21 protein-coding genes and 1 pseudogene are annotated in these 25,760 nt (G+C 55.3%); 12 read left to right on the top strand and 10 right to left on the bottom strand.

Going from position 1 to position 25,760, the window contains the following annotated elements:
- Positions 1 to 15: 15 nt before the first annotated feature.
- On the top strand, positions 16 to 213 hold the full coding sequence (locus RE6C_RS24525; RefSeq protein ID WP_039963318.1) for a hypothetical protein: 198 nt from the start codon (positions 16 to 18) through the stop codon (positions 211 to 213).
- A 5-nt stretch (positions 214 to 218) separates the two neighbouring features.
- Here RE6C_RS24525 and RE6C_RS24520 read toward each other — a convergent pair whose 3' ends face one another.
- The 3 genes from RE6C_RS24520 to RE6C_RS24510 form a co-directional block, all read right to left on the bottom strand.
- A complete protein-coding gene (locus RE6C_RS24520) occupies positions 219 to 905 on the bottom strand; it encodes a YqjF family protein (RefSeq protein ID WP_008660964.1) in 687 nt (228 codons plus the stop codon).
- Positions 906 to 987: 82 nt separating this feature from the next.
- On the bottom strand, positions 988 to 2,406 hold the full coding sequence (locus tag RE6C_RS24515) for a coiled-coil domain-containing protein (protein ID WP_008660963.1): 1,419 nt from the start codon (positions 2,404 to 2,406) through the stop codon (positions 988 to 990).
- 78 nt (positions 2,407 to 2,484) lie between these two features.
- The gene (locus RE6C_RS24510) at positions 2,485 to 2,901 is read right to left on the bottom strand and encodes a DUF6384 family protein (RefSeq protein WP_008660961.1); all 417 of its coding nucleotides are present in this window, start codon (positions 2,899 to 2,901) and stop codon (positions 2,485 to 2,487) included.
- 432 nt (positions 2,902 to 3,333) lie between these two features.
- On the opposite strand from RE6C_RS24510, the gene RE6C_RS24505 reads away from it, so the two are divergent.
- From RE6C_RS24505 to RE6C_RS24485, 5 genes are all read left to right on the top strand, one after another.
- The gene (locus RE6C_RS24505) at positions 3,334 to 4,575 is read left to right on the top strand and encodes a hypothetical protein (RefSeq protein ID WP_008660959.1); all 1,242 of its coding nucleotides are present in this window, start codon (positions 3,334 to 3,336) and stop codon (positions 4,573 to 4,575) included.
- A gap of 370 nt (positions 4,576 to 4,945) precedes the next feature.
- The gene (locus tag RE6C_RS24495) at positions 4,946 to 5,542 is read left to right on the top strand and encodes a DNA-3-methyladenine glycosylase I (protein ID WP_008660957.1); all 597 of its coding nucleotides are present in this window, start codon (positions 4,946 to 4,948) and stop codon (positions 5,540 to 5,542) included.
- Positions 5,543 to 5,589: 47 nt separating this feature from the next.
- Positions 5,590 to 6,300, top strand: coding sequence for a hypothetical protein (locus RE6C_RS31910; protein WP_008660956.1), 711 nt, complete (start codon positions 5,590 to 5,592; stop codon positions 6,298 to 6,300).
- A gap of 22 nt (positions 6,301 to 6,322) precedes the next feature.
- Entirely contained in the window at positions 6,323 to 6,580 is a 258-nt protein-coding gene (locus RE6C_RS33095) for a hypothetical protein (protein WP_008660955.1), read from the top strand.
- Positions 6,577 to 7,656 (top strand): hypothetical protein, encoded by a 1,080-nt coding sequence (locus RE6C_RS24485; protein WP_039963316.1) that lies wholly within the window; start codon positions 6,577 to 6,579, stop codon positions 7,654 to 7,656. The genes RE6C_RS33095 and RE6C_RS24485 overlap by 4 nt, the downstream gene beginning before the upstream one ends.
- Here the strand turns inward: RE6C_RS24485 and RE6C_RS24480 are convergent.
- A complete protein-coding gene (locus RE6C_RS24480; protein WP_236618490.1) occupies positions 7,602 to 7,937 on the bottom strand; it encodes a DUF952 domain-containing protein in 336 nt (111 codons plus the stop codon). The genes RE6C_RS24485 and RE6C_RS24480 overlap by 55 nt on opposite strands.
- A 108-nt stretch (positions 7,938 to 8,045) precedes the next feature.
- A complete protein-coding gene (locus RE6C_RS32325) occupies positions 8,046 to 8,444 on the bottom strand; it encodes a hypothetical protein (RefSeq protein ID WP_081605747.1) in 399 nt (132 codons plus the stop codon).
- 324 nt (positions 8,445 to 8,768) lie between these two features.
- On the opposite strand from RE6C_RS32325, the gene RE6C_RS24470 reads away from it, so the two are divergent.
- The 4 genes and pseudogenes from RE6C_RS24470 to trhA all read left to right on the top strand — a co-directional run.
- On the top strand, positions 8,769 to 9,323 hold the full coding sequence (locus RE6C_RS24470) for a hypothetical protein (RefSeq protein ID WP_008660949.1): 555 nt from the start codon (positions 8,769 to 8,771) through the stop codon (positions 9,321 to 9,323).
- 347 nt (positions 9,324 to 9,670) lie between these two features.
- Positions 9,671 to 10,201, top strand: coding sequence for a cell division protein FtsH (locus tag RE6C_RS24465; RefSeq protein ID WP_008660948.1), 531 nt, complete (start codon positions 9,671 to 9,673; stop codon positions 10,199 to 10,201).
- 64 nt (positions 10,202 to 10,265) lie between these two features.
- Positions 10,266 to 11,207: an alpha/beta hydrolase gene (locus RE6C_RS24460; RefSeq protein ID WP_008660943.1), complete on the top strand. Its 942-nt coding sequence runs from the start codon at positions 10,266 to 10,268 to the stop codon at positions 11,205 to 11,207.
- A 3-nt stretch (positions 11,208 to 11,210) separates the two neighbouring features.
- A pseudogene (gene trhA / locus RE6C_RS33090) lies at positions 11,211 to 11,777 on the top strand (PAQR family membrane homeostasis protein TrhA); the annotation flags it as partial.
- On the opposite strand, the gene RE6C_RS24455 reads toward trhA, so the two are convergent.
- The 4 genes from RE6C_RS24455 to RE6C_RS24440 all read right to left on the bottom strand — a co-directional run bounded on the left by RE6C_RS24455 (position 11,743) and on the right by RE6C_RS24440 (position 19,507).
- Positions 11,743 to 12,729: a PEP-CTERM sorting domain-containing protein gene (locus tag RE6C_RS24455; protein WP_008660941.1), complete on the bottom strand. Its 987-nt coding sequence runs from the start codon at positions 12,727 to 12,729 to the stop codon at positions 11,743 to 11,745. The pseudogene trhA and the gene RE6C_RS24455 sit on opposite strands and share 35 nt — an antisense overlap.
- A 111-nt stretch (positions 12,730 to 12,840) precedes the next feature.
- Positions 12,841 to 15,618 (bottom strand): c-type cytochrome domain-containing protein, encoded by a 2,778-nt coding sequence (locus tag RE6C_RS24450; protein WP_008660934.1) that lies wholly within the window; start codon positions 15,616 to 15,618, stop codon positions 12,841 to 12,843.
- 11 nt (positions 15,619 to 15,629) lie between these two features.
- Positions 15,630 to 18,134 carry a DUF1553 domain-containing protein gene (locus RE6C_RS24445; RefSeq protein ID WP_039963314.1) on the bottom strand — a complete coding sequence of 835 codons (2,505 nt, stop codon included), beginning with the start codon at positions 18,132 to 18,134 and terminating at the stop codon, positions 15,630 to 15,632.
- Positions 18,131 to 19,507 carry a DUF1501 domain-containing protein gene (locus RE6C_RS24440; RefSeq protein ID WP_039963311.1) on the bottom strand — a complete coding sequence of 459 codons (1,377 nt, stop codon included), beginning with the start codon at positions 19,505 to 19,507 and terminating at the stop codon, positions 18,131 to 18,133. Before RE6C_RS24440 ends, RE6C_RS24445 begins: the two co-directional genes overlap by 4 nt.
- Before the next feature lie 234 nt (positions 19,508 to 19,741).
- Between RE6C_RS24440 and RE6C_RS24435 the strand changes: the two genes are divergently transcribed.
- Positions 19,742 to 21,274 (top strand): glycoside hydrolase family 5 protein, encoded by a 1,533-nt coding sequence (locus RE6C_RS24435; protein WP_008660931.1) that lies wholly within the window; start codon positions 19,742 to 19,744, stop codon positions 21,272 to 21,274.
- A 232-nt stretch (positions 21,275 to 21,506) separates the two neighbouring features.
- On the opposite strand, the gene RE6C_RS24430 is transcribed toward RE6C_RS24435, so the two are convergent.
- Positions 21,507 to 24,251 (bottom strand): DEAD/DEAH box helicase, encoded by a 2,745-nt coding sequence (locus tag RE6C_RS24430; protein ID WP_008660929.1) that lies wholly within the window; start codon positions 24,249 to 24,251, stop codon positions 21,507 to 21,509.
- Between the two features lie 400 nt (positions 24,252 to 24,651).
- On the opposite strand from RE6C_RS24430, the gene RE6C_RS24425 reads away from it, so the two are divergent.
- The gene (locus RE6C_RS24425; protein ID WP_008660928.1) at positions 24,652 to 25,743 is read left to right on the top strand and encodes a serine/threonine-protein phosphatase CPPED1; all 1,092 of its coding nucleotides are present in this window, start codon (positions 24,652 to 24,654) and stop codon (positions 25,741 to 25,743) included.
- Positions 25,744 to 25,760 lie beyond the last annotated feature (17 nt).

Raw genomic sequence — 25,760 nt, 5'->3', positions numbered from 1 at the left:
AGGACTCTCGAAAGAATGCAACAGGGCTCAATTTCAGATGAAGTCCGGCCCGTGCTCGGAGCAACCGCCGACAAAGCGATCGAAACTGTCAAGCAAATGGATGCCGAGAAGCTATCCAAGACCGCGACAGACAAAACAGATGCGCTGCTCGATACGGCAGCGAAACGAACCAAACGTTTTCTGAATCGAGACATCACCGACGACCAAGAGTGAAACAATCAAACTCGACGCGGGAACGAAACAGTGACCTCGGAACCGGGCGTGTAAAGAACGTTGGCGGGGGTCGCATGATCGAGGAAAGCGAATTCCTCGCCGTATGCTCGGCCAAAGTCAATTTCGATGCGGTGGTCCAAGACTTCGCTGCACGGCCACTGTGGATGAGTGACTTCGTACTCAAGCGTTCGCTTTGTACCTTTCGCATAGCCCCAGTAGTGTTCCGTGATGAATTCAGAAAATGAACCGGGAGCTGGCAAACTGCGTTCACTGCCAATGGTCGCCGAAAATCGCTGTGACTGCTGGTCTCCCCATGCATACCAACAGGACTGTTCATCCACACCGTGGCTCATCGGAAGCCGAACGTAGTTCTCGTCGAAGAGGTTGTTGGCTACCAACGGAATGATTCGGCTCGGGACAATCTCTTTGATAAACGTCACCGCCCGAAGCGACGGATCTCGGTCTGGTTTGACGTAGAACCGAAGATTGACTTCTTCGAACCGCCGGTGAAAAAGAGCTGGAACCCCAACGACGGATGTCTTCTCAAACCGGAATGCAACGAGACTGACATAGTGCCGCCCTTCAAAATCGTCCAGCGAAGTGCGAGCGGGCACAAACGGCTGAAGCACACGGGGATCGACCTCGTAGTTCGCTAGCAACAGGTCACACCAAACCGCCGACAAAAATTTCATGACGTTGACCTGAAAGAAAGCGACGAATGGATCAAAACGTCACGGACGAGGCAACCGTTCCGTCCCAATTGGTTCCTGCCGGCTATCGACGCCGACGGGTGCGACGACCAGCCCGGCGAGCGTGTTCGCTCATCGCACCAGCCGCGGCGTGAGCCATCGCATTGACCAGAACTTGCGTCATCGGATGCGTCGCGACATTCGTAACCCGATCCATCGCGGTCGGCCCCCAGCTTTGCATCCGGCGGATCGAATTCCAAAGATCATCCACATCGTGTGCTGAACGGGCTCGATCCAGGGGAGTCAACACGTCGAGCATGTCGGAGAATTGGCAACGAGCCTGCTCGTAACCCGATGCACGAAATCGCTGGATCAACCGACCAATCGCTTGATGGATTTGTTGCTGCTCCATCATCTCCTCTTGATGACGATTGCTCGACAATTCCGTCTGGTCCATCCGGGTCTCGATCCCACGCAACGACGCCACAATTTGATCGTCGGTGATCTCAGGAGTCCGCCGGGCTTGCTGCCGCAATTCGTGCGTGTCAGTCCGATCGAGCATTTCACGAAACAACTCGATTGCTTCTTGGTAGTAAGAACACTGCGGTGTCTCAAGCTCGGTCAATTTGGCTTCCGTTTGCTCGCAACGCTGCGTCCACTCGTCAAGTTCCTTCAGCGTTGCATCACGCTGTCGATTCAGAGCACGCACCTCACGAAGATGTTGATCCAGACCGTGCTCCGCGGCCGCTTCATCACGATGCCGCTCCAATTCCTCCATCACGGTTTCGAGAGCCTCACGGTCTTCCGCGATGATCGTCCGCATCGTTTCAGGGGTCGTCGTGAGGTAATCGTAGTTGCGTTTGGATTCGTGATAGTTGTTGAGCTTTGCGATCCAGCGATCCATCCGCCGAGTGAATCCGCGGTGGGCATACTCCGGCGTCCCAAACTTCCGATCCCTCAGATAGCAGAACAGGTTGCACTCTTCGTAGGCCGGCAACTTGCGAGCGGCGTCCTGGCTGATCTCGTCCAAGTTCGCTTCCGCTCGTTCGAGCGCAGCCTCGGCCATCGCGGCCCGGTCCGATAGAGCGACAAAGTTTGGGTTGTCTCGAAGCGTTTGCTCTACCGCCGCGATCAATTCTTCCTGCTTGGTCTCCGCCGCTGCGATGGATTCATTCAATTGCGAAAGTGCGGCTTCCTGCATTTCGCGCCCATGTGTGTCGGCCTCGAGATCCTCGTGCAATCGCCGCTCGTGATCTTGTTTGCGAAGCAAGATCTCGGACATCGATGCCCGCACCTCGGACCACGTTTCCTGAATCGCTTCGGGAGTCAATTCGGGCAAGTAGTGCTGAGCCAAACTGCGCAACGTCTCGTCACGCTGGTTCTGCAGCGAGTCCTGCTCCGACTGGAATTGCCCCAATTGAGAACGAAGCTGCTCCAGTTTCACTGCGGCTTGGTTGTAAGCCGCCAGCAATTGTTGATGGACGGTGGGTCCGGTCAGCGGCATGGCGAGACGAGGGGGCGAAAGGAACGTTTGCAAATGTTGTGGCGCGACGATCGGATCGGAACCGACCGCGTGGAACGTTTACGTAAAAAAATACCAAGCTCCCGCAGCGGCGGCCGCGGTGGCTGCCATGGCAATCCGTGTCCGCCAGATCCAGCAATAGGCGACAAACTTTTTCAGTCCAGGCTTGGGTTCTTCGTAAGTGTGAAGATTCGAAAGGTATTGATCGATCGCGGCATCGATCTCCGCTTCGCTGACGTGATCTCCCGACATCGCTGCGGTTCGCATCAACTTTTCACGCAATTGAATACGGACGTCGTCGGAACGAAACATCTCCTCCGCGGTGGTGCGGCGATCTCGCAATTCACGAGCGACATCCATAACCCGCAGTGTTTCCGCAATCGTCAGGTCTTCGCCAGGTAATTTGGTCGCGGCGCGGCGTTCGCGCAGCTGTTCCATGGTCGACGGTGCGGTCGCTTGTGCTTGAGCGTTGGCCATGACGAAAAGAACTGTGAAGAGTGGTTGGCGTTGAATGAAGAAGGCTTTTCGTTGCCAACTTCGGGGCGCTAATTCCGGATGCCGAACCGAGGACGCGACTTTCGACAATGATTGGATTGTATCGCCCGGCTGCGTCATCGCGGGAGTGGTCTGTTCAGCTTTCGTATGATTGCCCCTGGTTGCACCGCAACGTAATCTAAGAACCGATGCCCATGAAACAACTTCGCCGGCCGACGACTTTCGAGATCGAGGGCCATTTTATTTCGATATCACGTTTCAACGTTGAGATCAGTTTGATGCGCCCCGATTGGTGGCAAAATTCGCCAATCACGGCAGTGGTACAATCGTTCGGCGGACGCTCCTGAAACGGATCGTTCGTCCGCGGCAGAGTTTCCTTTTCACGTTACTAATTTTACGCACGAGTTCTTGGTCATGAGCCAGCAAGCCAAAGCCTCCGCTCCGGCAGAGTCCGCCCAACAAACCACGCCGGTCGCTCCGGCGACGCAGCGTGACACTCAGTCCATGCGGCAATATCTGGACAGTGCTCTCGAAACGCTGAAGAAATTTGGGACGTCCGAGAACACTGCTCCGCAAGAATTGATCAGTTTGCTCGAAGGTGTCCGGCACCTCGACGAAGCCAAGGTGCTCGCGATCGCAGACGTGATCAAGCACATGAGCGCGTTCAACGCACTCGTCCGAGACAACATCGAATCAGTCCAAATCGGCAACCGCTACATGGACATCACGCAGATGTTCGATTCAGTACGCGAGGACAGCAAACGTCTCATCTCGCAACTTGACGACGGAAAGATCAGCGGCACCGAAAAAGTGTCGAACTGGTGGATGAAAATCCGCCGCGGTACGCCGAGCGATCGTTTCGAGAAAATCGCGGAAGTCTACGGCGAAGTCGCCAAGGACACCAAAGACGCTTTGCAGGTCGAAGAACAAATCATGGACGCGTACATCGACTTCCGATTCGCATTGAAAGAAGCCGAGGTGCTCGCTCGCGAATTGCTGGACACCCACGCTCCGATCTTGGAAGCCGCCAAAGATGGGCTGGCGACCGCACAAGAAGCTCTCGACAACTACACCGGTGAAGATCAAGCCGGCAAGAGCCAATTGGAACTTCAACGTGACGAAGCTCGCCATAAATTCGAAGAAGAAGACAAGACGTATCAGTTGCTCAAAGACATCGCCGAAAACCTCGAGATCGGCTACGACGTCGGAGAAACGCTGATCACAAAACTGAAGCAAACCCACGACGTCAAAGAACGTGTGTTCCGCCGCGCCGTGACGTTTTTCACGACCAACGAACACGTCTTCACGATTCTGGGAACGGTTTACACCAGCCAACATGGTTTGCACGAAGTCACCCAGGCCACGGAGGCCATGAAGGACGGCGTCAACAAAGGACTGGAAGACATCGCTGGTCTGGGTCGCGAATTGGAACGTGCTGCATTGAAGGCCGGCTACGGAAGCACGATCGATCCCGAATCGGTGCAGAAACTGGTCGATGCGATCAGCGGGTTCCAAATCGAATCGCTGCAAATGATCGCTGAACTTCGCAAAGAGAGCGAAGAAAGCACGAAAGCAATTCGCCAAAGCGTCGAAGAGGGCAAGAAGAAATACCAGCAAACCCTCGGACGCTACGCTCGCGGCGAATCGCTGCTGTAAAGCGGTTTTGCCGACGGTATTGGACGTGAGCGTGACGCGTCGATTAATTAGCTCGCGGCATAAGTTTAGAGTTGCGCTTTTGCATTCGGTTTTGTTGGCCAACGGCCTTCGTCATCGTAGCCTGGGGCATCGCCCCAGGGATCGAGAACGAAGGGAAACTGGTTGGCCAACGGCCAACTTCAACCCAAACGTTTTGAATTGAATTTGGCCGTTGGCCAAAGTAGGGGCGTGTTTTTCTGCGTCAGGGGTGATGCCGCTGGCTATGTTGAACGAGGCCGTTGGCCATTCGAGGAAAAAACGCAACTTTAAAACGCGTGAGCGAAGAGCACGCTGTGCGAATACTGTTCGCAAAACGATTGACAGGTGAATATTGCCACAGGATCTCCTCACCGACGATCAGGACATCTCACGGTGCGGATGGTGCGGTACCGATGCCGACTACGTTCGCTACCACGACTTAGAGTGGGGTGTGCCCGTCCGGGACGATCTGGGTCTGTTTGAAAAGATCTGCTTGGAAGGTTTTCAGTGCGGCCTGTCTTGGATCACGATCTTGAAACGCCGAGCAGCGTTCCGGGAATGCTTTGTCGACTTTGATCCGCGTCGGCTCTCGAAGTTCACGCCATCCGATGTCGAGCGACTGATGACCGATTCTCGGATCATCCGAAACCGAGCCAAGATCGAAGCTACAATTCAGAACGCTCGGACGATGACCGTCATGTTGGACAGGGACGAGTCGCTTGCCGAGTTGCTGTGGCAATTCGCACCAAAGAAGCGTCGGCTTTATCGAAGGCTCGATCAGGTCCCGGCAATCACCGAAGAGTCAACCAAGATGAGTCGCGTGCTCAAGAAGGCCGGTTGGAAATTCGTCGGCCCCACGACCTGTTATGCTCTGATGCAGGCAACCGGCATGGTCAACGATCATTTGGACGGTTGTTTCCGACATGGCGCGGTCAAGGCTCTTCGCTGAGGACATTTCCATTGGTTTCTAATATCTCGGACAGCGAATCGGAGCTCGTGACATCTTTTGCCAACAGAGTCATTTCTCGATGGACAGAGGACTTTGAATGCCTTGACACAAAAAGTTTTATCCAAGGGATGGCCGGCATATCCCTCTTTCCTGCAATTTGCATTGTCTGTTTCTCAATTACCTTGGCTTTGCTCGATTACTTCGATGTTCCTAAGCCACCATTCGCGTTGCAGTTCGCGATCTTTGGGATCATTGTTTTGCCGGTGCTTGCTTCCATCTCGCTGTTAGCATTCCTCCCATTCTTACTGCCACAACGCTTCCTCACAAAATCGCTCTTTGTCGCGGTCGCAATCGGGTTGAATCTCGAATTGCTGCTATTTTCGTTGAGGCTATTGGGAAATGCTCCCCTCGGACGCTCTGAGACATGGACTGCCATCGCGCCGTCAGTCTTCGTGTTCTGCGTCTCGGTCAGCTCGATTCCCACGGCGCTGCAATGGATCAGATCTCAAACACTCCGACCAAACATGCTGTTTGTGAAGCGAACGAGACCGATATCCATCGGAACCTCGCTGGAACTTGTTCTCACCGTTGCGTTGGACTGTGTTGCCTGGAAGCTCTTTTTTAGTACCTACGAAATCATCCCCCTTGATCATTATCCTATCGGCAGCAGGCTTCATTTCTGGACTCGCAGCCGCCGCGATGACCTACGCCGTCATCCCAACCAGCTATCACGTTCAAGTTGGTTTTCCTTGTATTGATCCGGCAATCAAACATCGCCCCGTGATCATCACCTGGGCAACTGCTGCGATCGGCCACCTGGTCCTGATGGCATCGACAGCCGACTTTGCGACATGGTCGATCGGTGGATTCCTGGCCTGGATTTTGGCGTCTATGTTCAACGCAACGATAGCAATCGCAATGCTCGGCATTGGTCTAGACTGGCTGCGACGCTGTGGCTGGACGCTTGAGCGGCCTCATTCCAAAGACCTGAAGATTTCGCCATCGGAGACACCCCCGGTCAACGGACTGTTGTCATGACAGATAACTCAGATGCCACCCCAAAGCCTCACGCTCCTGATTCACTTCTCGGGGTTCGCCTCCTGGACTGGCGAAGCTTGGCGTTTGGCTTGCTGGGGATGGTGGCTTGGCTGGGCGTTTGTGTCGTCTGGGGTGCCGCAGTTCTCGGTTTTCTGAGTAGCAATTCCGTTCCGCAACCGTCCTCTCACGCGTTACTCATCGCAATCGTCGGCGTCATGTGCACTCCGATGATCGCTGCTTTTGGCCTTGCCGTATTCGTTCCTTTGCTTTTGTTTCAGCGTCTTGCATTCACTGCGGTTTTCGTTGCGGGCACCGTCATTGTCAACCTATTGTTGATGGCGATCGCACTGAGTCTTTTCGATGCGGTGCCTAGCTCCAGATTCATCAAGGACATCACTCCGCTGCTTTTCGGTTTCTGCGTCACCCTCAGCGTTTTTGCGACGGCGTCGCAGTGGATTACCTCAAAGTCCTTGCGTCCGCAAATGAAGGTCGCGTCGGCACCCCGGCACGTTTCAATTCGAGATCTAATGGGTTTGATGTTCGCGACTGCATTGATCTTCGGCATAGCACGATTTGCCTTTCGCGAGGTCTCGGTTGGAGCCGATTTCTACATTGCCATCGGATTCGGAATCGCCACCGCGGTGATCATTTCGACGATGGTCAAAACCATCATCCCTTTTAACGCCATTCCGATTGACGGCAATCGAAAGCCCGCAACAAGGTCGGGTCGAAATTTTCGGATCGCCTTGCATTTGCTTGCGGCCGGGACGGTTGCAGCAGCAACTACGTTCGCGTGGGCGCTTTGGATAGAGGTTCGATTTGTGCTTTGGCCTTTGAGATGGAACCAAGTCGTTGAGATGGCTGCCTTGGCAGCGGCATCTGTTTTCAACGCAGCCCTCATGCTGGCATCTGTCAGCGTCGGGCTGTTTTGGATCCGAAGGTGCGGCTGGACCATTCAATCGTCACGCCAAACCACTGCTCGTGGCGAGGCCGGTTCCAGCGTCGAGCCAAGCGTCGTGGCTTATGCAGAGACCGATTCGGCTCGCTCCACCGCTGAGACCGACAAATCGGCATAGAGGTGCGGGAACAGTTCGCCTCCGCGAGATTTTTCCCAGCGTAGGTTGTCGTCGATTTCAGTCACTCGAATGTGCAGCACGACCAAACCGCTTTGGCCGGCGAAGTGAGCCGCCAATGTTCCGGGGACTTGCTCCTCGCGGGACAAGTGAATGAAGCCGTCCGCGACATCGATCGGTGCTGGGGGAAGCTTTCCGGTGGCTTGCATCTGCTCCCATTGCTGCTGGGTCGCGATTTTGCAAACGGTGGATGGTGAGTCGCTGGACACTGGTTCGTTAGACATGGCACTGCGCATAGAAAAAGCCGGCTGATTATATCAACCGGCTTTGTAGTCGTCTGAGAGACGTGGTTCAATTGTGGCCGATGTGTGATCTCGCCACCAAACTCAAATTCAGTCGCGAACGATGACGCGGCCCAATGGCGTGAAGACGACGTCCACGCAAGTGTCACAGCAAGGAAAGCTGAAGGTCATGACTTTGCGACCCAAGAAACCTTTTTTGCAGCAAACCAATTCGGGGATCACGTTTTCGCAGCAAGCAGGAACGCAGGCGCTGACTTCAACGGGACAGCAAGTCAAAGGGTTCTTGACGCACCAGGAAACCTTCACGGGTGCTGGTGGGCAGCAAACGGGAGCTGGTTCGCAGCAGACAGGTGCTGGAGCTTCGCAGCAAACAGGAGCCGCGTCGCAGCAGTCGTTGCCACAGCCGAGAAGGCCACAAGCACTGGCGGACGAAGCGGACGAGATACAAACGGCAACCGCAACAGCGGCAATGGTACGAGCGAAATTCATTGGAAATTCCTTTCGGGTAAGAGTTGATACACTCTGTAACCTTCAACGCAATTGTGCGTTTGGGGTAAACGTTGCCATCAGTTTGAACCCAATCGCGGTAGTCGTCGCGGTACAATTGACGCGATCGTCACTAGCCGAAGCGATTCGGCGGTGGAATAATGAACAGCAACCGCCGAAGCCGTCGAATCTTGGCGACTTTTGGGCGTGCAATGGCGGACAAATCGTTCTGATCGTCATTGTTCAGCAATAGACCTATTTCCTGCGAGGCATCGGACAACATCGTCTGATCTCGCGAAGTATCCCCGCTTCAAACGGAGAAGCTTGATGTCGCGTTTGTTTTTGACTGCTGCCCTGGCCTGTGCAATGGCAATCCCTGCTGCGTTCGCCGCAGACCCTGCCACTGCTGACAAAGGACTGTGCCAAGGTGATCCAATCGGCGCGTTCTACGTGACCAAGGTCGCTGGTGCAGAAGATGATGGTGTCGAAGCCGGCGAAGCATTGTGCTACCGCTGCAAATACGGCTCGCGTCCGATGGTCATGGTCTTCGCTCGCCAAACCAGCGAACCCGTCGCGAAGCTGGTCAAGGAACTTGACTCCGCCGTCGCTTCAAACAGTGACGCACAACTGAAAAGCTTTGTCACTCTGTTCGGCGAAAAAGCTGACAGCATGAAAAGCGAAGGCAAAAAGATGGCCGCCAAGAATGTGCCGGTCGTCGTTGCCAAGGATAAGAATGGTCCTGCAAACTACAAACTGTCCGACGACGCACAAATCACTGTCGTGATCGCCAACGACTCGCAAGTCGTCGCACGTCACGAGTTCGATGCTGACAAGATCGATGTCGCTGCTGTGATGTCCGAAGTCAAACAAATGCTGAACTAGTGGATTTTTAAAACTCGGGGCCCGAGTTTTCTACAAGCTTGGGCCTCGAGCTTCCTGACCAGACAGACATGTCGGAAACTCGGGCCCCGAGTTTCTGTCCAAGAAGCAATTGTCGGAAGCTCAGGCCCTGAGCTTCACTAAAAGCCAAAACTGAACCGCCCAAGTGTTGATCACTTGCGGCGGTTTTTTCATGCGCGATCACACATCCGTTGTCCGCACAAAGAACTACCGAATCAGCCGCCCTGCCTAGCCGCCAATCGCCTCGAACGCCTGCCGCCCCCGGAGACGATCGCGGGACGATGCACTAGGATGTCTCGCGATACGAACCGCGAGTACGGGTAGCTGTCTTGGATTGGACTTGGCCAGACGATGACGATGAATTGGTGACTGCCTATCACGAGGCCGGTCACGCGATCGTTGGTTGCGCGTTGGGAGCCCAAATCGACCGAGTCACGCTTTCCCAAGCGTCCATGTTCGATGATGAAGACGGTGACTTGCCACGTCGATTTGGCGACTGCATCGTCAATTGGGGACGCGTCGACCCAAGTGACAACTGGCAACGCCAACGTGAATTGCTGACGATCCTAGCGGGACCCGTTGCCGAGTTTGTGTATCAAAGCGGTGACGAGGAGTTGTTGGACGTACGGGCTTGGCAGAGCGATTGGCAGCAAGCCCAGTTGTGCGCGGCGGCCCTCAAACCTCAAGCGGCTCAACAAATCCGATTGATGCGAGAAGCCATCGTCCGTCTACGGAAAATCGTCGCGTCAGATCCGTGCTGGTCGGCGATCGCAGCACTCGCGGACGAGTTGATGCTCGGCGACGAAATCGAAGGCGAGCAGGTCGCCGACCTGGTCCGATTCTGGTGGAGCCGCGCGTGATCGACGCATGGGTTACGATGTCGGCCTGTCTTCCAAATGAATCCCCCTCACAGATTTGCTCGCAATGAAAAAGACTGGCTTGGCCAAACGAAATTGGCTTTGGAGCTTCGCTCTGATCGCGATGATGGCGTCCGCCACTGGTGTCTGCACCGACTGTTATGGAGCCGACCCAAGCGACGTACTTCCCGTCTGGCCATCAGATCCACCGAAGTGGGACGCACCAACTGAACCGGAAGCCGACCTCACCAAACCGACAGACAACAAAATTGGTGGAAAACGCTTGATGCGTTTGGGCAATGTGTCCACGCCAGAAATGCATGTTTTTCCCGCCAAAGATGCAGACGGCAATCCGTCCAAGACCGTCATTGTCGTCTGCCCGGGTGGTGGGTTTTCGATCTTGGCTTGGGACTTGGAAGGCACCGAGATCGCCGAGCAGTTGGTCGCGGGCGGCGTGACCAGCGTTGTTCTAAAGTATCGCGTGCCGACTCGGACAATGGAACCGAAATGGAAACCACCTGTCCAAGACATCCAGCGGGCGATCGCCCTGATCCGAGCTGGCAAAGTCACCGGCGAAACTCCAGACAAAGTTGGCGTGATGGGTTTCTCCGCTGGCGGCCAGGCGGCGTGTCGTACCGCAACGATCACGGAACGTCAGTACGATGCGATCGATGATGCTGATGAACAGATTCGCTTGCCCGATTTCGCCTGTCTCATTTATCCCGCATGGCTAGTCAAAGAAGACTCACCCGATGAACTGAATGGAATTGAGATCACTGAAGATTCACCACCCATGTTCTTGGCCCACGCAGAAGACGACCGATTGACGGTGATGAACTGCGTGACGACGTTTACCAAATTGCACGAAGCCGGCGTGCCATCGGCATTGCATGTGTTCACGGGGAGCGGCCATGGTTTTGGCGGTCGCATGGACGGTCGAGCGGACGACCTTTGGCCTGAACTGTGTTTGCGTTGGCTGCGTGACGAAAACCTCCTGAAGGGAAAATAGACGTTGGATCACACCTTTGATGCACCACCGATTCAGCCCGAACAGGAATGGGCCAATGCATGGACGCACGGTTTGTCGGCGGCGCTATGGTGTATCGTCGGAGCTGCGTTGGTCCGATCATCGGCGGGCGAACCTGGATTGGCGATCGCTTGCGGTGTCTATGCCGCGTCGGTCGTGACCACCTTTGTTTGCTCGACCTTATCGCATGTGTACTTGGAACAACCTTGGCTCGATCGCTTTCGTGCGTGTGACCAAGCGGCGATCTATTTGATGATCATCGGAACCTACACTCCGATCGCCTATGCCTACTCACCCGACGGCTGGCGAATCCCGTTGCTGACGGCGATGTGGGTGGCCGCGTTGGCAGGCTTTTTCAACAAAGCTGTGAGGATGCACCGGCTGCATTCCATCAGCGTCGTGTCTTACTTGCTGCTTGGATGGCTGCCTGCCATTCCGTTGATCCGCAACGTTCCGGTCGAACTCGCATACGCGATGTTCATTGGCGGTGTCCTCTACAGCTTAGGAACCGTCTTTCTCATGAACGATCGACGAGCTCCCTACTTGCACGCGGTTTGGCATCTGATGGTTTTGCTCGCCTCACTCGTCCATGCGGTTGGGATCGCTTGGTACGTCGTCGCCCCCATACAAAACCCATCGTTGTAAGCATCGCCAACGCCATCGAAGGTTCGGGAACGGCAATGACCCTGATCGAAAAACCATCCGCGGCGACTTCGGAGGCAATCAAATCCACGTAGGGCGAAACGAAGTTGTTGAAACTGAACTTTTCCGACGTATCGGGATCGGTGTAGATGCCCATGTTCGTCCCCGTGAAAAGATACTCGCCACCATGTTCAACGAACGAGCCTTCACCCGAGTCACCACCAACCAAGGTGAGTTCATCCGTGCCGCCTCCGCCTAGAGGATGATCCCACCGATAGATGACCGACTCGGTGATTGCACCTGTGTTGAGCCTCACCGTTTGAGTGAAGTCGATCGTGTCGGAACCGAACTGTGAGTTTTGGCCTTGGACGATCATGCTCCGGCCCAGCATGTCAAAGTACCCACCTCCCAAAACGGGCATTGGCGTGATCCCGTCGCTCGCCGGCACAGGTGCATCCAATGTCACCAGCAACAAATCGCTGTTATGAACCGTTCCGGCCATGAGTGTTGTGCCACCCGACAGCACCAAATCATTTTGCAATGTTGTTTGCAACACAGTGGATGACTCCGCCGTGTAAGTGTGCCGCGTCCCATCAGCGGCCACAAACGTCGGATTGATCATCCCCGTATGAGTTGCGGTGACGTAGTGCAGCGGCGTGATCAGCACGGCACGCCGGACTGCCACGCCGGTCAGCAAAGAGTGATCCAACCAGAAATCGGGATTCAGAGAATCGTCGCCTAAAAAACGATTGTGGCGGGAAGCGGAGAAACTCGCAAAAGTCGCCGCACTTGCCAATTCCGCCATCACGAACCACAGCAAAGTGGAAACGAGACAGATTTCGGTCCAACGGCGAACAGACATTCTTTGCTTATCCAAATGCAGCTTTCCAGTGACGACAACAACCCTGTCTATTTCGGGAAGGACTGAGAATCAATTCCCCGAATGGTTGGATGACGTTGGACACCAAAAAGTTCATTCGGCGGAAGCACTGAGCGCGGCTGCATCTTGAACATCAATCGTGATGGGAAAACTAGCCACACCACCGTCAGTCTCTGCGATCAGGAAGAACGATCGTTTTCCCAAGGCCGCAACCGGATCGGCCGTGATAAATAATTCTCGTTCGTTCTCATTGGGCAAGACCAGCAAACCGCTCAGCCCAATGTTGTCGACGTAGACACCATGGGCGGCATTGTGTCCGCTGCCCTCCTTCCCGAATCGAATCTCGCCGTTGTTCACCTTACCTTTCGTATCCTTGCCGCGCCGAAGCACAATCCGCGCTGATACGGTTGTGCCGCGAGGAATCACGAGCGTCCAATCTTTGTTTTCCGGAACGTCTCGATCGACGGGCTGAATCATCGGAATCACGCTGGGTGGCGTTCCAACGGTCAGCCCCGTGATCGTTCCCGCACGCCGCTCAACGCGGCGATCCAAAATCTCCGCCTTGGCCGTGACTCGCAAATCGACCTTCTCCGCAGGAGTTTGCGTTCCAATTGGAATGAAGATCGCGCCTTCGGCAGAACGCTGGTTGGCTTCGACAACCACGGGAAAATTGGAGTGCCAACCCGACGGCAAATCCCCAATCTCAAACGTGACGGGTCCGTCGAATCCATCGATGCGTTGAACATTCAAGTCGATCTTGCGGCCTGCCCCGGCCGGAATGCTGGCGTTCATTTTGCCAATCGACGCCGAATACGATGGTGCCGCCGGTCGAATTCGCAGTCGATACCGGAAATCATCGCCGGAATGCCCGCGAGTATCGCCAACACATACGGTGAAATCCCCATCGCGTGGAGCGACGAAATCCAACCGGCTGGACTCACCCGCCATACGACTCGGATCGTCATCGTTTTCATAGATCACATCGAACACGGGCAATCCATTCGCCTCCGGTTCCTCGCCCAGTCGCAATTCGCGAACGACATAGGCGGGTTCCCCCAACGCATGAGTCGTGTGAGTGGTGCCAAAATAGGTGTGCCGATTTCCCGCCCCGGGATACACGTCAAACCCGGAGTCCGGACCACGCGGATGTCGCCATGTCTTCGTAACTTCACCACTGGAATAAAGATATTGATTCAAACCAATCTCTTGCCAACCAAACAATCGAAAGTCATTGACCTGGCCGCTGTTCTTGCCTCGAAAAGTGAAGTAGGTGTCTCGAATCGCTTGCAACCTGGTTCGCAACAGCGGATGACCAGCTTCATCCAACAAAACGATTTTTGGATCCAGATCCCCCGAAGTCGCATCCGCTTCGATCATCCACGCTTCACCACGGCCGGCGGAAAATCGATAGCAGTCTTCTTCGCCCATCGTTGTCAGCGATCCGGTGACCTCACAACCACGCCCGACGTCGGCGACACCATCGATAAAATTGAGCTTCGACTCCTCCAAAGAAACCAGCGGCCCGAGATCCAAGTAAACCGGCTCCAATGTTGTGCGTTTCGGTCCGGAGCCTCGCCGCATGATCTCAGGCAGGACTCGGTCCACAACGCGGCCATCCATCAACGCGATGGTGGCATTGGTCCCATCCGCGGACACAAACAGATCACTGGGTGTTTGGCCCAAGGGCTCCATCGCTCCAACCACAGACCAATCGTCGGTTCGGAGCAACTTGGCATTGCCCGCTTCACTGACGATCACCAAACCGCGGCCATCGGGAGTCAGCGTCATCCCCGATATTGGTGACTCATCAACAAACCGGGTCTGCACAATCGGGTTGATCGCGGGCTCTGACTTTGAGACCAACTTCCAAACTCGAAGACGATTGTCGGCACTGCCTGCCAACATCCACCGTCCGTCCTTTGAGAAAAGAACGCTATTCACTTCGCCTTCGGGTTGGCTGAGAGTGTCCAAGCGCTGTCCGGTCGCTACATCCCAAACCTTGACCGTTTCGTCCGCACAAGCCGAGATGAGCAACGCGCCATCCGGAGAAAACGCGAGATCAAAGATCGCGCCGTTGTGGCCAAGCAATTCCTGAACGACCTTACCGTTGCCCGTGTCCCAAATTAGAATTTTCCGGTCGTAGCCCGCCGTTGCGATTCGCTTTCCGTCAGGCGAAAACTCAGCCGCGTACAAAACGTCACTGTGACCAACCAACTCTTGACGCACGCTACCATCGGCCACATTGAACAAGGTCGCTTGTCCGTAACCACCGGTCAGCCCCGATGCGGCCAGCAGCTGCGTGCCATCACCATTGAATTGAAGTGAATTGACTTTGCCCCAGGGATTCGCAACTTCCATCGACTCGCCGCTGGCGAGGTTGACCAAAGTGATCGCCCCAAACTTCGCAGTCGCATGCCATGCACCATCGCTGGAGCGAGCAATCGCGGTGACTGGCAAATTCGCATCGGAGGAAGTCGCAATTTTCGGTGTTTTCAGTTCGCGACGAATCGGCATGTCTCCGTCCGGGCCCTCCGCACCTTCTTCGATCCAATCAGCCAAGATCGCAAGTTCTTCTTCGCTTGGGCCTTCCATGTCATCGGGTGGCATCACCGGTTCGAGCTTGCCCGATGCCATCAGAAACATTCGGCTGGCCGATACAACACCCGGGGTGAGTGCCAACCCCGAGTCACCACCGCTGATCAAAGCAGCGTGCGTGTCCATCGCCAATCCGCCTTGCGCATCATCCTCGGCATGACAACCGACGCAATACGTTTGCAGAATCGGTGCCACGTCTTCGACAAAGTCGACCGCGAAAGCGTTCATCGAAGAATAGCAAACAGCCAACAACAAAAAGATGCAGTGAGTTCTCATCGGGGATCGCTTCAATGGTTGTAGGTGAACTCGACGCTGGTCAAAACGCTCCAAGCGACGTCTCGCATCGCGGTGGTTTGGTCCTCTCCGTATTCGTCCATCACCGAAACAAGTGATTGACGCTCCGCCGCCGTCGGGACTCGAGACAACGCCCTTTGAAACAAGACGTCGAGGTACTCGTCACGATCCCACTTTTCGGCTGCCGCAAGACTGGGCAAACTCGCCGTATCGTTCAACTTTGGGTTCAACGTTTCACCATTGGACAAGTGAAGGACCTGAACCATCGACGGCTCGGCATCACGCTCGCACTCACAAACAATTTCGCGAGGATTGCGGCCAAAGGTTTTCAGGAAATATGAATCGACAGCGGAATCGTAGAGTTCAATCGCTCGTGTGCCGGCGCTGTAGAAATCCGTCTTCTGCTTGTCGGCTCCCGCAAAAGCAATCTCGGTGAACGACGTTGATGTCCCCAAAACCTGATCCATCGAATCGAGCAATACTTCCGCCATCAAACGTCGAGGTGCGTAGTGACTCAGATACTTCGGATCTTCGCGGTTTCCCTCGACCGTCAAACTGCTCCGCTGATAGGTCTCACTTTGCAAGATCGTTCGCATCAACGTCTTGAGATCGAAACCGGAATCGCTCAGGTGCTGGGCTGCCGCGTTGAGCAGGTCCTCGTTGCTGGCGGGATTGCTCAGCCGAAGATCATCGACCTGTTCAACCAACCCTCGACCAAAGAAGTTTGCCCAAATGCGATTGGTGATCGAGCGTGCAAAGTACGGATTGGCTGGGTCGGTCAACCATTCAGCCAAGACTTCCCGGCGATCTCGGGGATCGTCAAACGCCATCGGTTCGGAATCGAGCGGAGCGGGCGGCTGTGCTTTTCCGAGATTGGGTTGCACCAACTCGCCAGACGTCGAAACATACAGTTGCCGCACACCATCACCGTTTCGCGAATCACCGCCCCAGCCTTTTGCCCGGACTCGTGAAAACAGGTTCGCCATGGCGTAGTACTGGTCGTTTGTCCATTTCTCAAGCGGATGGTTGTGGCACTTCGCACATCCGATCGACAATCCCAAGAACGATTGACACGCACTTTCGGTCATTTCTTCCGGCGTTTGGTTGACCGCGAAAAAGTTGGTGGCACCGTTGGTCGCACTGCTGCCAGTGGATGTCAGAATCTCGCGAACCAGAACGTCCCATGGCTTGTTCGTGCGGACGCTGTCGTGCAGCCAATCGTAGTAGGACTTGACCGCGACCGGACGAAGTTTGTTCCCGTTGATGACCAACACATCGGACCACTTGTAAGACCAATAATCCGTGAACGATTCCGCCGCCAGCAATTGGTCGATCAACGCATCACGACGCTGATGTTTCGGTGCGGAGAAATACTCCTCGCGTTCAGACTTGGTCGGTAGCCGCCCGATGGTGTCCAACGTCGCGCGACGAAGAAACGTTTCATCATCGCATGGAGCAGACGGTGGCAACTGAAGTGTTTGAAGCTGCTGCAGATTCAGGTCGTCGATAAAATTGCGACGAGGTGCTGACGCGTAAACCTCCGCCGCAACGTGATTCGGATTGGGCACCGTCATTCTTGCAAGAGCGACCTTGCTGGCATACCAAACCAACACCGCTGCTTCGCCACTTCCATTGATCTGAACTCGCCCGGTTTCATCCACCCCCGCGACCGCTTCATCGGTGGCGGTGAAATGCGACCAATGAGTCACGTCCCGCGAGGTGCCATCGTCGTAGTGAGCGGTCACGAGTACTTGGGAATAATCACCGGGATGCAGCTTGGCGTTCTCCGGCGTCACCGTGATCTTCTCGATCAACGCGTCGTCTTTGGAAGGAACCGCGGCACCGTTGGCGATCCACTGGGCCAAAATCTCATAGTCTCGCGAATTTGTGTCCAGACGCAGGCCGCCTTTGTGTGGCAAAGCTCCCGTTGGTTTCGCGAGCAACAGACTGCGTCCAGGATCGGCCATTTCGATTCGGCGCCCGCGTGCTTGCCGAGTGATGGAATGAAAATCTGCGTTGCTGTCGTACCCACGCAACGACAGCACAAATCCGCCCTTGCCGGCCAAAGCCCCATGGCACGCACCCATGTTGCAGCCCTGTTTTGCCAGCACGCTTTGCACATCGTTTCGAAAGCTCCACTGGTGAGGCTCCTTCGTACCGCCGACCGTCACTTCCGTCGCGGTGGTCCGCCCGTCGGTCGTGGTGGCCGTCACTGTCGCGACGCCATCAGAAACCGCGTGCAGGGTTTGCCCCACCACTTTGACGATGCTCGGGTCAGACGTCTCGATCGTCACATCATCGATCGTCGATCCAGCGATTCCGTCTTGCCACGTTGCAACCGATAGACGCTGCAGGTCGCCAGCATGTGACAACTCAACTTGCTGCGGCAACAACACGACTGACTCAGGCGAGTCCGCATTCGCGATTGGCTTTGTGCCGAGAGACGCGGCAAACATCACCAACATGCAAAAGCCTGTTTGGATGAATGAACTTCTCACGCGAACAGCTCCTTGATTTCGCGAACACCGAAGTCGACCAACGGAAACGGGCGTCCGCCGGGACCAGGCAATTCCGCGTGCAGATCCAAATCCATTGCCTTGAAAATCGTTGCAATGATCTCGCCGGGGTTGGTCGGGCGATCCGCGGGAACGCCTCCGACCGGGTCCGATTTCCCGACGGCTCTTCCTCCGACCACGCCACCACCAGCGAACGTGCACGAGAAACACTGCGGCCAGTGATCTCGTCCTCCCGCCGGATTGACTTTGGGTGTGCGACCGAATTCAGCCAGTCCACAAACCATCGTGTCATCGAGCAAACCGCGATCATGCAAATCCGTGATCAATGCCGAGTACGCTTGGTCGTACATGGGAGCCACGATGTTCTTCATGCCTTCGATGGTCGTGAACGGTTTGCTGCCGTGGATGTCCCAAGTGACTTCATTGAAGACCGTCAAAAACGTGTTGATGGTGACGAACCGCACCCCGGCTTCGATCAGCCGACGGGCCAGCAAACAACACTGGCCGAAGCGATTCATCCCATAGCGTTCGCGAACGGAGGTCGGTTCTTTGGAAAGGTCAAACGCCATCCGCGCCTCGGGGCTGTTCATCATCCGATAAGCGGCCTCGAAGTTGGCATCAAACAGCTTCGCCGATTCGGTCGCTTCGAACCGAGCCATGTGGCTTTCGATGGAATCACGCATTCGTCTTCGTCGATCGATTCGCACGTCTGGAAGCGATGCTGGTGGCAACAAATCGGGAACCTTGAAGTTTGGCTTGCTCGGGTCGGCCATCAACGCAAATGGGTCATAGGCTTTGCCAAGAAAACCACCGGCTTGTCCATTGGGCAAATTCCCACCGCCACGTCCCATCGTTTGCGGCAACACCACATGAGCGGGCAAGTCCGTGCGGCGTCCGTGCAAATATTCGACGACGGCACCGGCATGCGGGTAGTTCACTCCACCAGTGAATTTACGACCGGTCTGCAGCATCTGCCATCCGGCATCGTGAACGGCGGCGGCCGTGTGATAGCACGATCGAACGATCGAAAACTTGTCCGCGATTTCCGCATGCTTGGGCAGGATCTCGGTCAACTCGAAATCGCCGCGAGTCGCAATGGTTTGGAATGGGCCGCGAACCTCCGCCGGTGCATTCGGTTTCGGGTCAAACGTGTCCATTTGACTGGGAGCACCCAAATTGAAAATCATGATGCACGATTTTCGATCGGTGTTCTTCCCAGCCGCACCGGCTGCTTCCGCGGCCAGCAATTGTGGCAAGCCAAAACCAAGCATTCCGAGGGTTCCAACCTGCAGAAAATCGCGCCGGGTGGTCCCGTTGCAAGTATGCGTCTTGGCACGCGAAGTCAAATTCAACATGGCTGCGGTTCCAGGGGCTGGATCGAGAGCCGATGACCGATGGTGGGGACGATCAGTGGGCGGATCAGGTGGGGCGGGAGTCGTCCTTCGACGAACTCAGCCATTGTAGCTGAACACGACGCGGCATTTGGGCTGCGTTTGGTGCATCTTCGTTTTGCTATCGGATGGGATATGATTGCCGGCAGAGGTTGCTGAATCTCAACACTTGCCCCCACGATTGCCCTCAAGTCTGAAATGTTCGATCGCGACTTCCGTTTGCCAGCTTGGTCTCCCGTTCTCATTCTCGCTGCGACGTGTGTGTTGAGCGTGAACTGTTCCACCGCGTCGGCCCAGTCTTCCGATAGCGAACAGGTCTTGTTCGGACCAAACGTTTCCTCGAGCAACAAGATCACACCCCAAGGCGTTCGGATCCAACATCCGTCCAGCGGCGAACTGAAGTTCACTGCTCCACCAAGCGACGGGTACCCGCATGTTCAATTCGAATTCATGGGCACGCCGCTTCGTCTGGACGCCTTTGATACGTTGGAAGCCGACGTGTTCAACCCTGGCGACAAACCGCTCAAGGTTATTCTGTCGACTCGCAATCCAGGATCGCGAGGACGTGACGGAAGCAGTGCTGCGGCGGCGACCGTGCCAGCAAACGCATCGGGTGTGATCCGGGTCGCCTTCGGTAGTTGGCACGGACAAACCGACATCCCCTTCGACACGAGCAAGATTCGCTCGATCACTGTGATGCTCGAGAAACCGTCGGAGGCAAGCTCGCTTGTGATCCGAAAAATTCGTGCCGTGAGCGAAACTCAGTTGCTCGAACGACTGAAGACAACCGCCTTCTTTCAAAAGCAAACCCCATTCTTCGGACGCGGCGTCAACATCGGCAACACCTTGGAAGCTCCTCGCGAAGGCGATTGGGGACCACTCTTGGAAGCCAAACACTTGGACTTGATCCAGCAAGCCGGCTTCGACTCCATTCGTGTGCCAGTCCGCTGGTCAACGCACGCTCAAACGAAGCCTCCCTACACGATCGATCCGACTTTCATGCAACGCGTTCGCTGGGTCGTCGACGAAGCACTTCGCCGGGATCTGAAAGTGATGATCAACATTCATCACTACGAAGGTTTGTACGCCAATCCTAAACAACACTTCGATCGTTTCCTGGCATTGTGGCGACAAATCGCGGATGAATTCGGGGGTGCTCCGTCGGAGTTGGTATTCGAAGTTCTCAACGAACCTCACGACAACTTGGACGCAGGAAAATGGAATCGCTTACTGGCAGACGCTCTTCCAATCATTCGCGAAAAGCATCCTGAGCGAACGATCGTGGTTGGACCTGCGAATTTCAATTCCATTGATGCGTTGCAATTTCTAAAGCTTCCCCAAAATCGTTCCAACTTGGTTGCGACCTTCCACTACTACTCGCCGTTTCAATTCACTCATCAAGGCGCCGGATGGTTGGGTGATGAATCCAAGCAATGGAAAGGCATGACCTGGACCGGAACGCCCGAACAACAAAGGGCAGTTCGCAACGACCTCGATCGAGCCTTGCGATGGAGCGTTGAAAACAAAATCCCAATCTATCTCGGCGAGTTCGGTGCCTACCAAGAAGCCGACATCGATTCGCGAAACCACTGGACTCGATTTGTCGCCGACGAAGCCATCGAGCGACGAATCGGAATCGCGTACTGGGAGTTCTACTCAGGGTTCGGAATCTACGATCCCCAGAAAGACAAGTGGCGACCAACCCTCCGCGACGCGATTCTCGGGAAGTAGTTCCAAGCGTTCGCTTTTGGAAACCGAAGTGTGATGGGTTTTCATGTCGACGCCTTGGAAGGCCATCGTACGGGGGCACGAATCGGCGGAACGTTCGGCGACGATCTTCGCCCCGGATAGGGCCGGCGTTGGGTATGCCGCGCGGGCCTCGCTGACGCTTCGGATTCCCAAAATCATCGCCCCCAAACCAACTGGGCGTCCCGACGGATCGAGCGTCCATCTCGTCCCGGGCTCACCCGAGCAGTTTGGCGAGTGTTGTCGCCAAGGAACGCAATGACTCGTCGTTCTCCAAGCTGATCCGCAACTGAGGCCGGCCGGATTCGTCACGATCCACGCACTGTGTCAATCGCTCGGTCAACTTGTCGACGGTTTCGCTGGACGGTGACGAACCATTTCCCATCAACTCGCCTGCCAATGAAAGCGCGGCGGTCACCAACTGCCCGCTCGCAGCAGAAACCTTTTCGGTTCGCTCGGCTGCGAGCTTCTCCGCTTCGGCCTCGACTCGTCGCTGCTGACTTTCGTCGACCGGTGCCGCGATCGGCTGAGGCAAAATGACTTCCAACCGCCGTTTGAGATCCTCCATCCCGCTTTGCATGGAGACTTCGGACGCGTCACTGTCAAAGTTGAGCGACGCATCCGCGAGATCTTGCTTGGACGCCAGTGTTGTGAGCAAACCTTCTTCGATTGTCGGTGTTGGCTCACTGGTCGTGACCAACTTGTAAACGTGAACCGGGTTTTCCTGCCCCATCCGATAGGCGCGAGCAATGCGTTGTTCCAAGACCGCAGGATTCCATGGCAAGTCCACGTTGATCACCGTGTTGGCGGCCTGCAGGTTCAGCCCCGTGGAACCAGCGTTGGTCATGTTGATCACCCGGCATTCCGGATCATTCTGGAATCGTGCAACCAGTGCAGCTCGCTTCTTTTGAGGCACTTGGCCGTCCAGCCGAACGTAGTCGCATCCGATCTCGTCGAGGCGGTTCTCGATGCGGCTGAGCATTCGTCGCCATTCGCTGAACAACACGATCTTGCGAGTCGGGTCAGCAATCAACCCCTCTAGCAATTCGGCCAATCGATCCAGTTTGCTGCTGTATTCATCCGCCTCTTGATCCAGCAAGTAAGTGCTGTCGCAAGCCATCCGTGCCATCAGCAAGCACTTCTGAATTCGCAACCGATCCATTTCGGTCATGAATTTCTTCGCAGCAATTTGAGCAACGATTTTCATGTTCGCATCGTGAGCTTCCTTCTGTTCCGCGGTCGCTTCACAACGAATGATCTCGTCGGTGCGATCGGGAAGTTGCTTGGCAACCTCCGCACGCGTTCGGCGAAGCAACACGGGTCGCATCGTTTCACGCAGCACATCGAGTTGTCGATAACCAAGCGTTTTGCCTCGATCATCCACCACGTGATGCTGGTTGAAAAATTGATACGCGGGCCCCAGCAAATCATCGTCGATGAAACGCGTGACCGTGAACAACTCCCCCAGACGATTCTCAAGTGGCGTGCCGGACAGAACCAACCGAAACGGACTCTCCAACTGCCTAATCACGTTGCTCGTTTTGGATTCCCAATTCTTGATCCGTTGGCCTTCATCCAGAATGATCAAATCCCAGGGCACGTTTTCGACCGCGGTCAGATCTCGCAGGACCTGTTCGTAGTTGCAGATCGTGAAGAACGCATCTCCCTGGTATTGCTCGATTCGTTCGTCGCCCTTCCCAAGAATGATCTGCGAAGAACGGCCGCTGAACCGATTGATTTCGTCTCTCCATTGGCTTTTCAGCGAAGCGGGGCAGACGACCAACACGCGAGAAATATCGGAAAGGTTGGCGAGCAATTCCGCGACGCCAATGCCCTGGATCGTTTTGCCCAATCCCATGTCATCGGCAAGAATCGCGCGTCCCGCTCCAGCGGCGAAAGCGATCCCATCAAGCTGATACGGCAACAACTCAGCGTTCAGCAACTTCGTTCGCAGCGGGTGATCACTGATGGATGCCCGAATCTGATCGCATTCATGCCGAATGTGTTTCTGCATCAATTCGCGTTGCAGAAACGCTTCCGCATCGGGGTAGATTTTCACGTCATGCCCAACCGTTTCGATCGCGTTCAAGCGGTTCATCACCTCGTCAGCCGCGAGCATCGGTTTCGTCGCCCCGTCGCCGATAATTTCGACGACGGATTCGTCCAACTTGGCCGGCAGATGAAACATCAACCCTTTTGGGGTGCCGCCGTCGAACGATCCATAATGGACGGCCAGAGAGATCTGTTTGCGTTGGTAGGGCTGACGAAGCTTTGCATCGGAAAAACGAGTTTTGAGTTTCTTCTGAACGTGCAAAATGTGCTTGCACGTCCCCAGCCGATTCGTGCGAAAGTCGGGGCAAGTGCAATACGATTCGCCATCGTCAAATCCACGCATCGCAACTCGGTAAGTGCGTCCGGAACGTTCACTGGTGACAACATAATCCGTCCAGGGTGTTTCTGTCTTCATCGATCGAACTCGCATGCGTTCTTCATCTGCACGCTTGGTTCGCTCCGCGATCGCTCGCTCTCGAAGTTCTTTGGCGGTCAAATTTTCGAGCGGCACGGATTCATCCGGCGGCATCGCCAACCCCAAGACCGATTTCGCATCGAGCAAATAATCCAGCGCGGCGCCCAGGTGTACGCAAGGAACCTCGCATTGATCGCAGTTCAATTGGAGCTGTTTCTTGCGGTCCGAATTCAGCGTGATCGTCGCGATCGCAAAGCCACCTTCGATCTCGGCATCCTCCACCCGAACTCGAAACAAATCCCCACCCAGGTAAACGTCTCGGTCGGATTGGATCTCAAAGTTTTGCCCGCCAGCTCGAATCAACTGCGAGCCTTCCTCTCCCAACAGATTGACCGCTTGGTGATACGTCAACGTCCCCAATCGCTGGTGAAAAACATTCGGGCGACGCTCCGTCTTCGTCTTTCGTTTGCCAGCCGTTTTGGTTTCCGTCGCCATCTGTCAACGCTCCTGCTTTCCAAGCCACGATTTCGAACCGATCCAGACACGCATTAGAGCGGATCCGGGATGCTTGAGCAGGTAGGCAAAAATGATTGGACGACAACATGCGAGCCGTTTGGGCTTTACCCGGGAGTGCGCCGGGGTGCCGGCGGCACTGATCCAAACCGGTACGGTGCCGAAGACTCCTACCTGCTTCCCCACGAGGCACGATGTGAAGGCTCCGTTTCCGAGGCAAACAATCCGGAGCGATTCAGATGCTCCAGACGCGTCTCCGCCCCGACAACGGTTCAGTGGACGACTTCTCAACTCGGTAGGGGGCAACGATACTGCTTGCCTCCCACTGCGGCTTGTCGATTGAGTCGTCACCGAGGTTTCAACGCATGTAGGATGGCCACTCTTGCCCGTCCAAGTTGCGGATGTCGGCCAAGAGTGGCCAACCGACAGCAAAATTGACTCGCCCGTTGCCAACGGGCGAGGTTCGCAAGACGTCACGAATACAGCACTTAAAAACTGCACTCCCTTCACCATCGGAAGTCTGATGAATCAATCCACCAACGTCTTGCTGGGCATTTTGTGTTTGCTTGGAACGCCGTTTCTGTCGGCAGATGAACCTGCAGAAATCGATTCGAATCGGTTTCAACAGGCCAGCGAGCGGACTTTCAAAGCGTTTGCCCCGCAAACAGAACAAACATGGGACAAGCCGTTCTTTTTCATGCAGCTTGCCGACCCGCAATACGGCATGTTCACCGGCAACGAAGGGCTGGACCAAGAAAAGGCTCTCGTCGAACAAGCGGTCGAACATATCAATCGTCTACAACCAAAGTTCGTGATCGTTTGCGGCGACCTCACCAATGCCACCCCCGACCAAGCCCGCTACGAAGCTCAGGTCAGCCAGTACCAGCAAGACTTTTCAAAGATCGATCCCGAGATCCCACTGGTTTGCGTGTGCGGAAACCATGACATCGGAAATCGCCCCACCGCGGAGTCCATTGCTCGCTACAACGAACATTTCGGCGACGACTACTTTTCATTTTGGGTCGGTGGTGTTTTCAACGTCGTGCTCAATTCAAGTTTGCTAAAGGATCCCAGCGGTGCTCTCGAGCGACTGCAACAACAGCAGAGCTGGCTGAAGCAGCAACTCCAACACCTGAGAGTGAAAGACGCCAAACACATCTTCGTGTTTCTGCATCACCCGTTGTTCTTGGAACGAGAAGACGAGCCAGACCAGTACTTCAACATCCCCTTGGAACGACGTACGCCGTTGTTGGCCCTGCTGAAACAAGCCAAGGTGCGAGCCATCTTCGCCGGACACTACCACCGCAACGCTTACGGACGAACCGGTGAGATGGAAATGATCACCACAGGCGCAGTCGGTCGACCACTCGGAAAAGACCCTTCCGGTCTACGTGTCGTTCGAGTTCAAGAAACTCAGATACAACACGCCTACCATTCGCTGGAAACCGTACCTGATGCCGTCGCCATCCCCTAAGCAGGTAGGTTGTGCAG

It is taken from the genome of Rhodopirellula europaea 6C (assembly GCF_000338295.1).
In the GTDB taxonomy this organism is placed as follows: domain Bacteria; phylum Planctomycetota; class Planctomycetia; order Pirellulales; family Pirellulaceae; genus Rhodopirellula; species Rhodopirellula europaea.
This window is presented reverse-complemented; position numbering and strand designations above follow the sequence as displayed.

What these genes read in the sequence shown, in the direction of transcription:
- RE6C_RS24525 (WP_039963318.1), top strand. Translation starts at nt 16, where the DNA reads ATGCAACAGGGCTCAATTTCAGATGAAGTCCGGCCCGTGCTCGGAGCA.
- RE6C_RS24520 (WP_008660964.1), bottom strand. Translation starts at nt 905, where the DNA reads ATGAAATTTTTGTCGGCGGTTTGGTGTGACCTGTTGCTAGCGAACTAC.
- RE6C_RS24515 (WP_008660963.1), bottom strand. Translation starts at nt 2,406, where the DNA reads ATGCCGCTGACCGGACCCACCGTCCATCAACAATTGCTGGCGGCTTAC.
- RE6C_RS24510 (WP_008660961.1), bottom strand. Translation starts at nt 2,901, where the DNA reads ATGGCCAACGCTCAAGCACAAGCGACCGCACCGTCGACCATGGAACAG.
- RE6C_RS24505 (WP_008660959.1), top strand. Translation starts at nt 3,334, where the DNA reads ATGAGCCAGCAAGCCAAAGCCTCCGCTCCGGCAGAGTCCGCCCAACAA.
- RE6C_RS24485 (WP_039963316.1), top strand. Translation starts at nt 6,577, where the DNA reads ATGACAGATAACTCAGATGCCACCCCAAAGCCTCACGCTCCTGATTCA.
- RE6C_RS24480 (WP_236618490.1), bottom strand. Translation starts at nt 7,937, where the DNA reads ATGTCTAACGAACCAGTGTCCAGCGACTCACCATCCACCGTTTGCAAA.
- RE6C_RS32325 (WP_081605747.1), bottom strand. Translation starts at nt 8,444, where the DNA reads ATGAATTTCGCTCGTACCATTGCCGCTGTTGCGGTTGCCGTTTGTATC.
- RE6C_RS24470 (WP_008660949.1), top strand. Translation starts at nt 8,769, where the DNA reads ATGTCGCGTTTGTTTTTGACTGCTGCCCTGGCCTGTGCAATGGCAATC.
- RE6C_RS24460 (WP_008660943.1), top strand. Translation starts at nt 10,266, where the DNA reads ATGAAAAAGACTGGCTTGGCCAAACGAAATTGGCTTTGGAGCTTCGCT.
- RE6C_RS24455 (WP_008660941.1), bottom strand. Translation starts at nt 12,729, where the DNA reads ATGTCTGTTCGCCGTTGGACCGAAATCTGTCTCGTTTCCACTTTGCTG.
- RE6C_RS24450 (WP_008660934.1), bottom strand. Translation starts at nt 15,618, where the DNA reads ATGAGAACTCACTGCATCTTTTTGTTGTTGGCTGTTTGCTATTCTTCG.
- RE6C_RS24440 (WP_039963311.1), bottom strand. Translation starts at nt 19,507, where the DNA reads ATGTTGAATTTGACTTCGCGTGCCAAGACGCATACTTGCAACGGGACC.
- RE6C_RS24435 (WP_008660931.1), top strand. Translation starts at nt 19,742, where the DNA reads ATGTTCGATCGCGACTTCCGTTTGCCAGCTTGGTCTCCCGTTCTCATT.
- RE6C_RS24430 (WP_008660929.1), bottom strand. Translation starts at nt 24,251, where the DNA reads ATGGCGACGGAAACCAAAACGGCTGGCAAACGAAAGACGAAGACGGAG.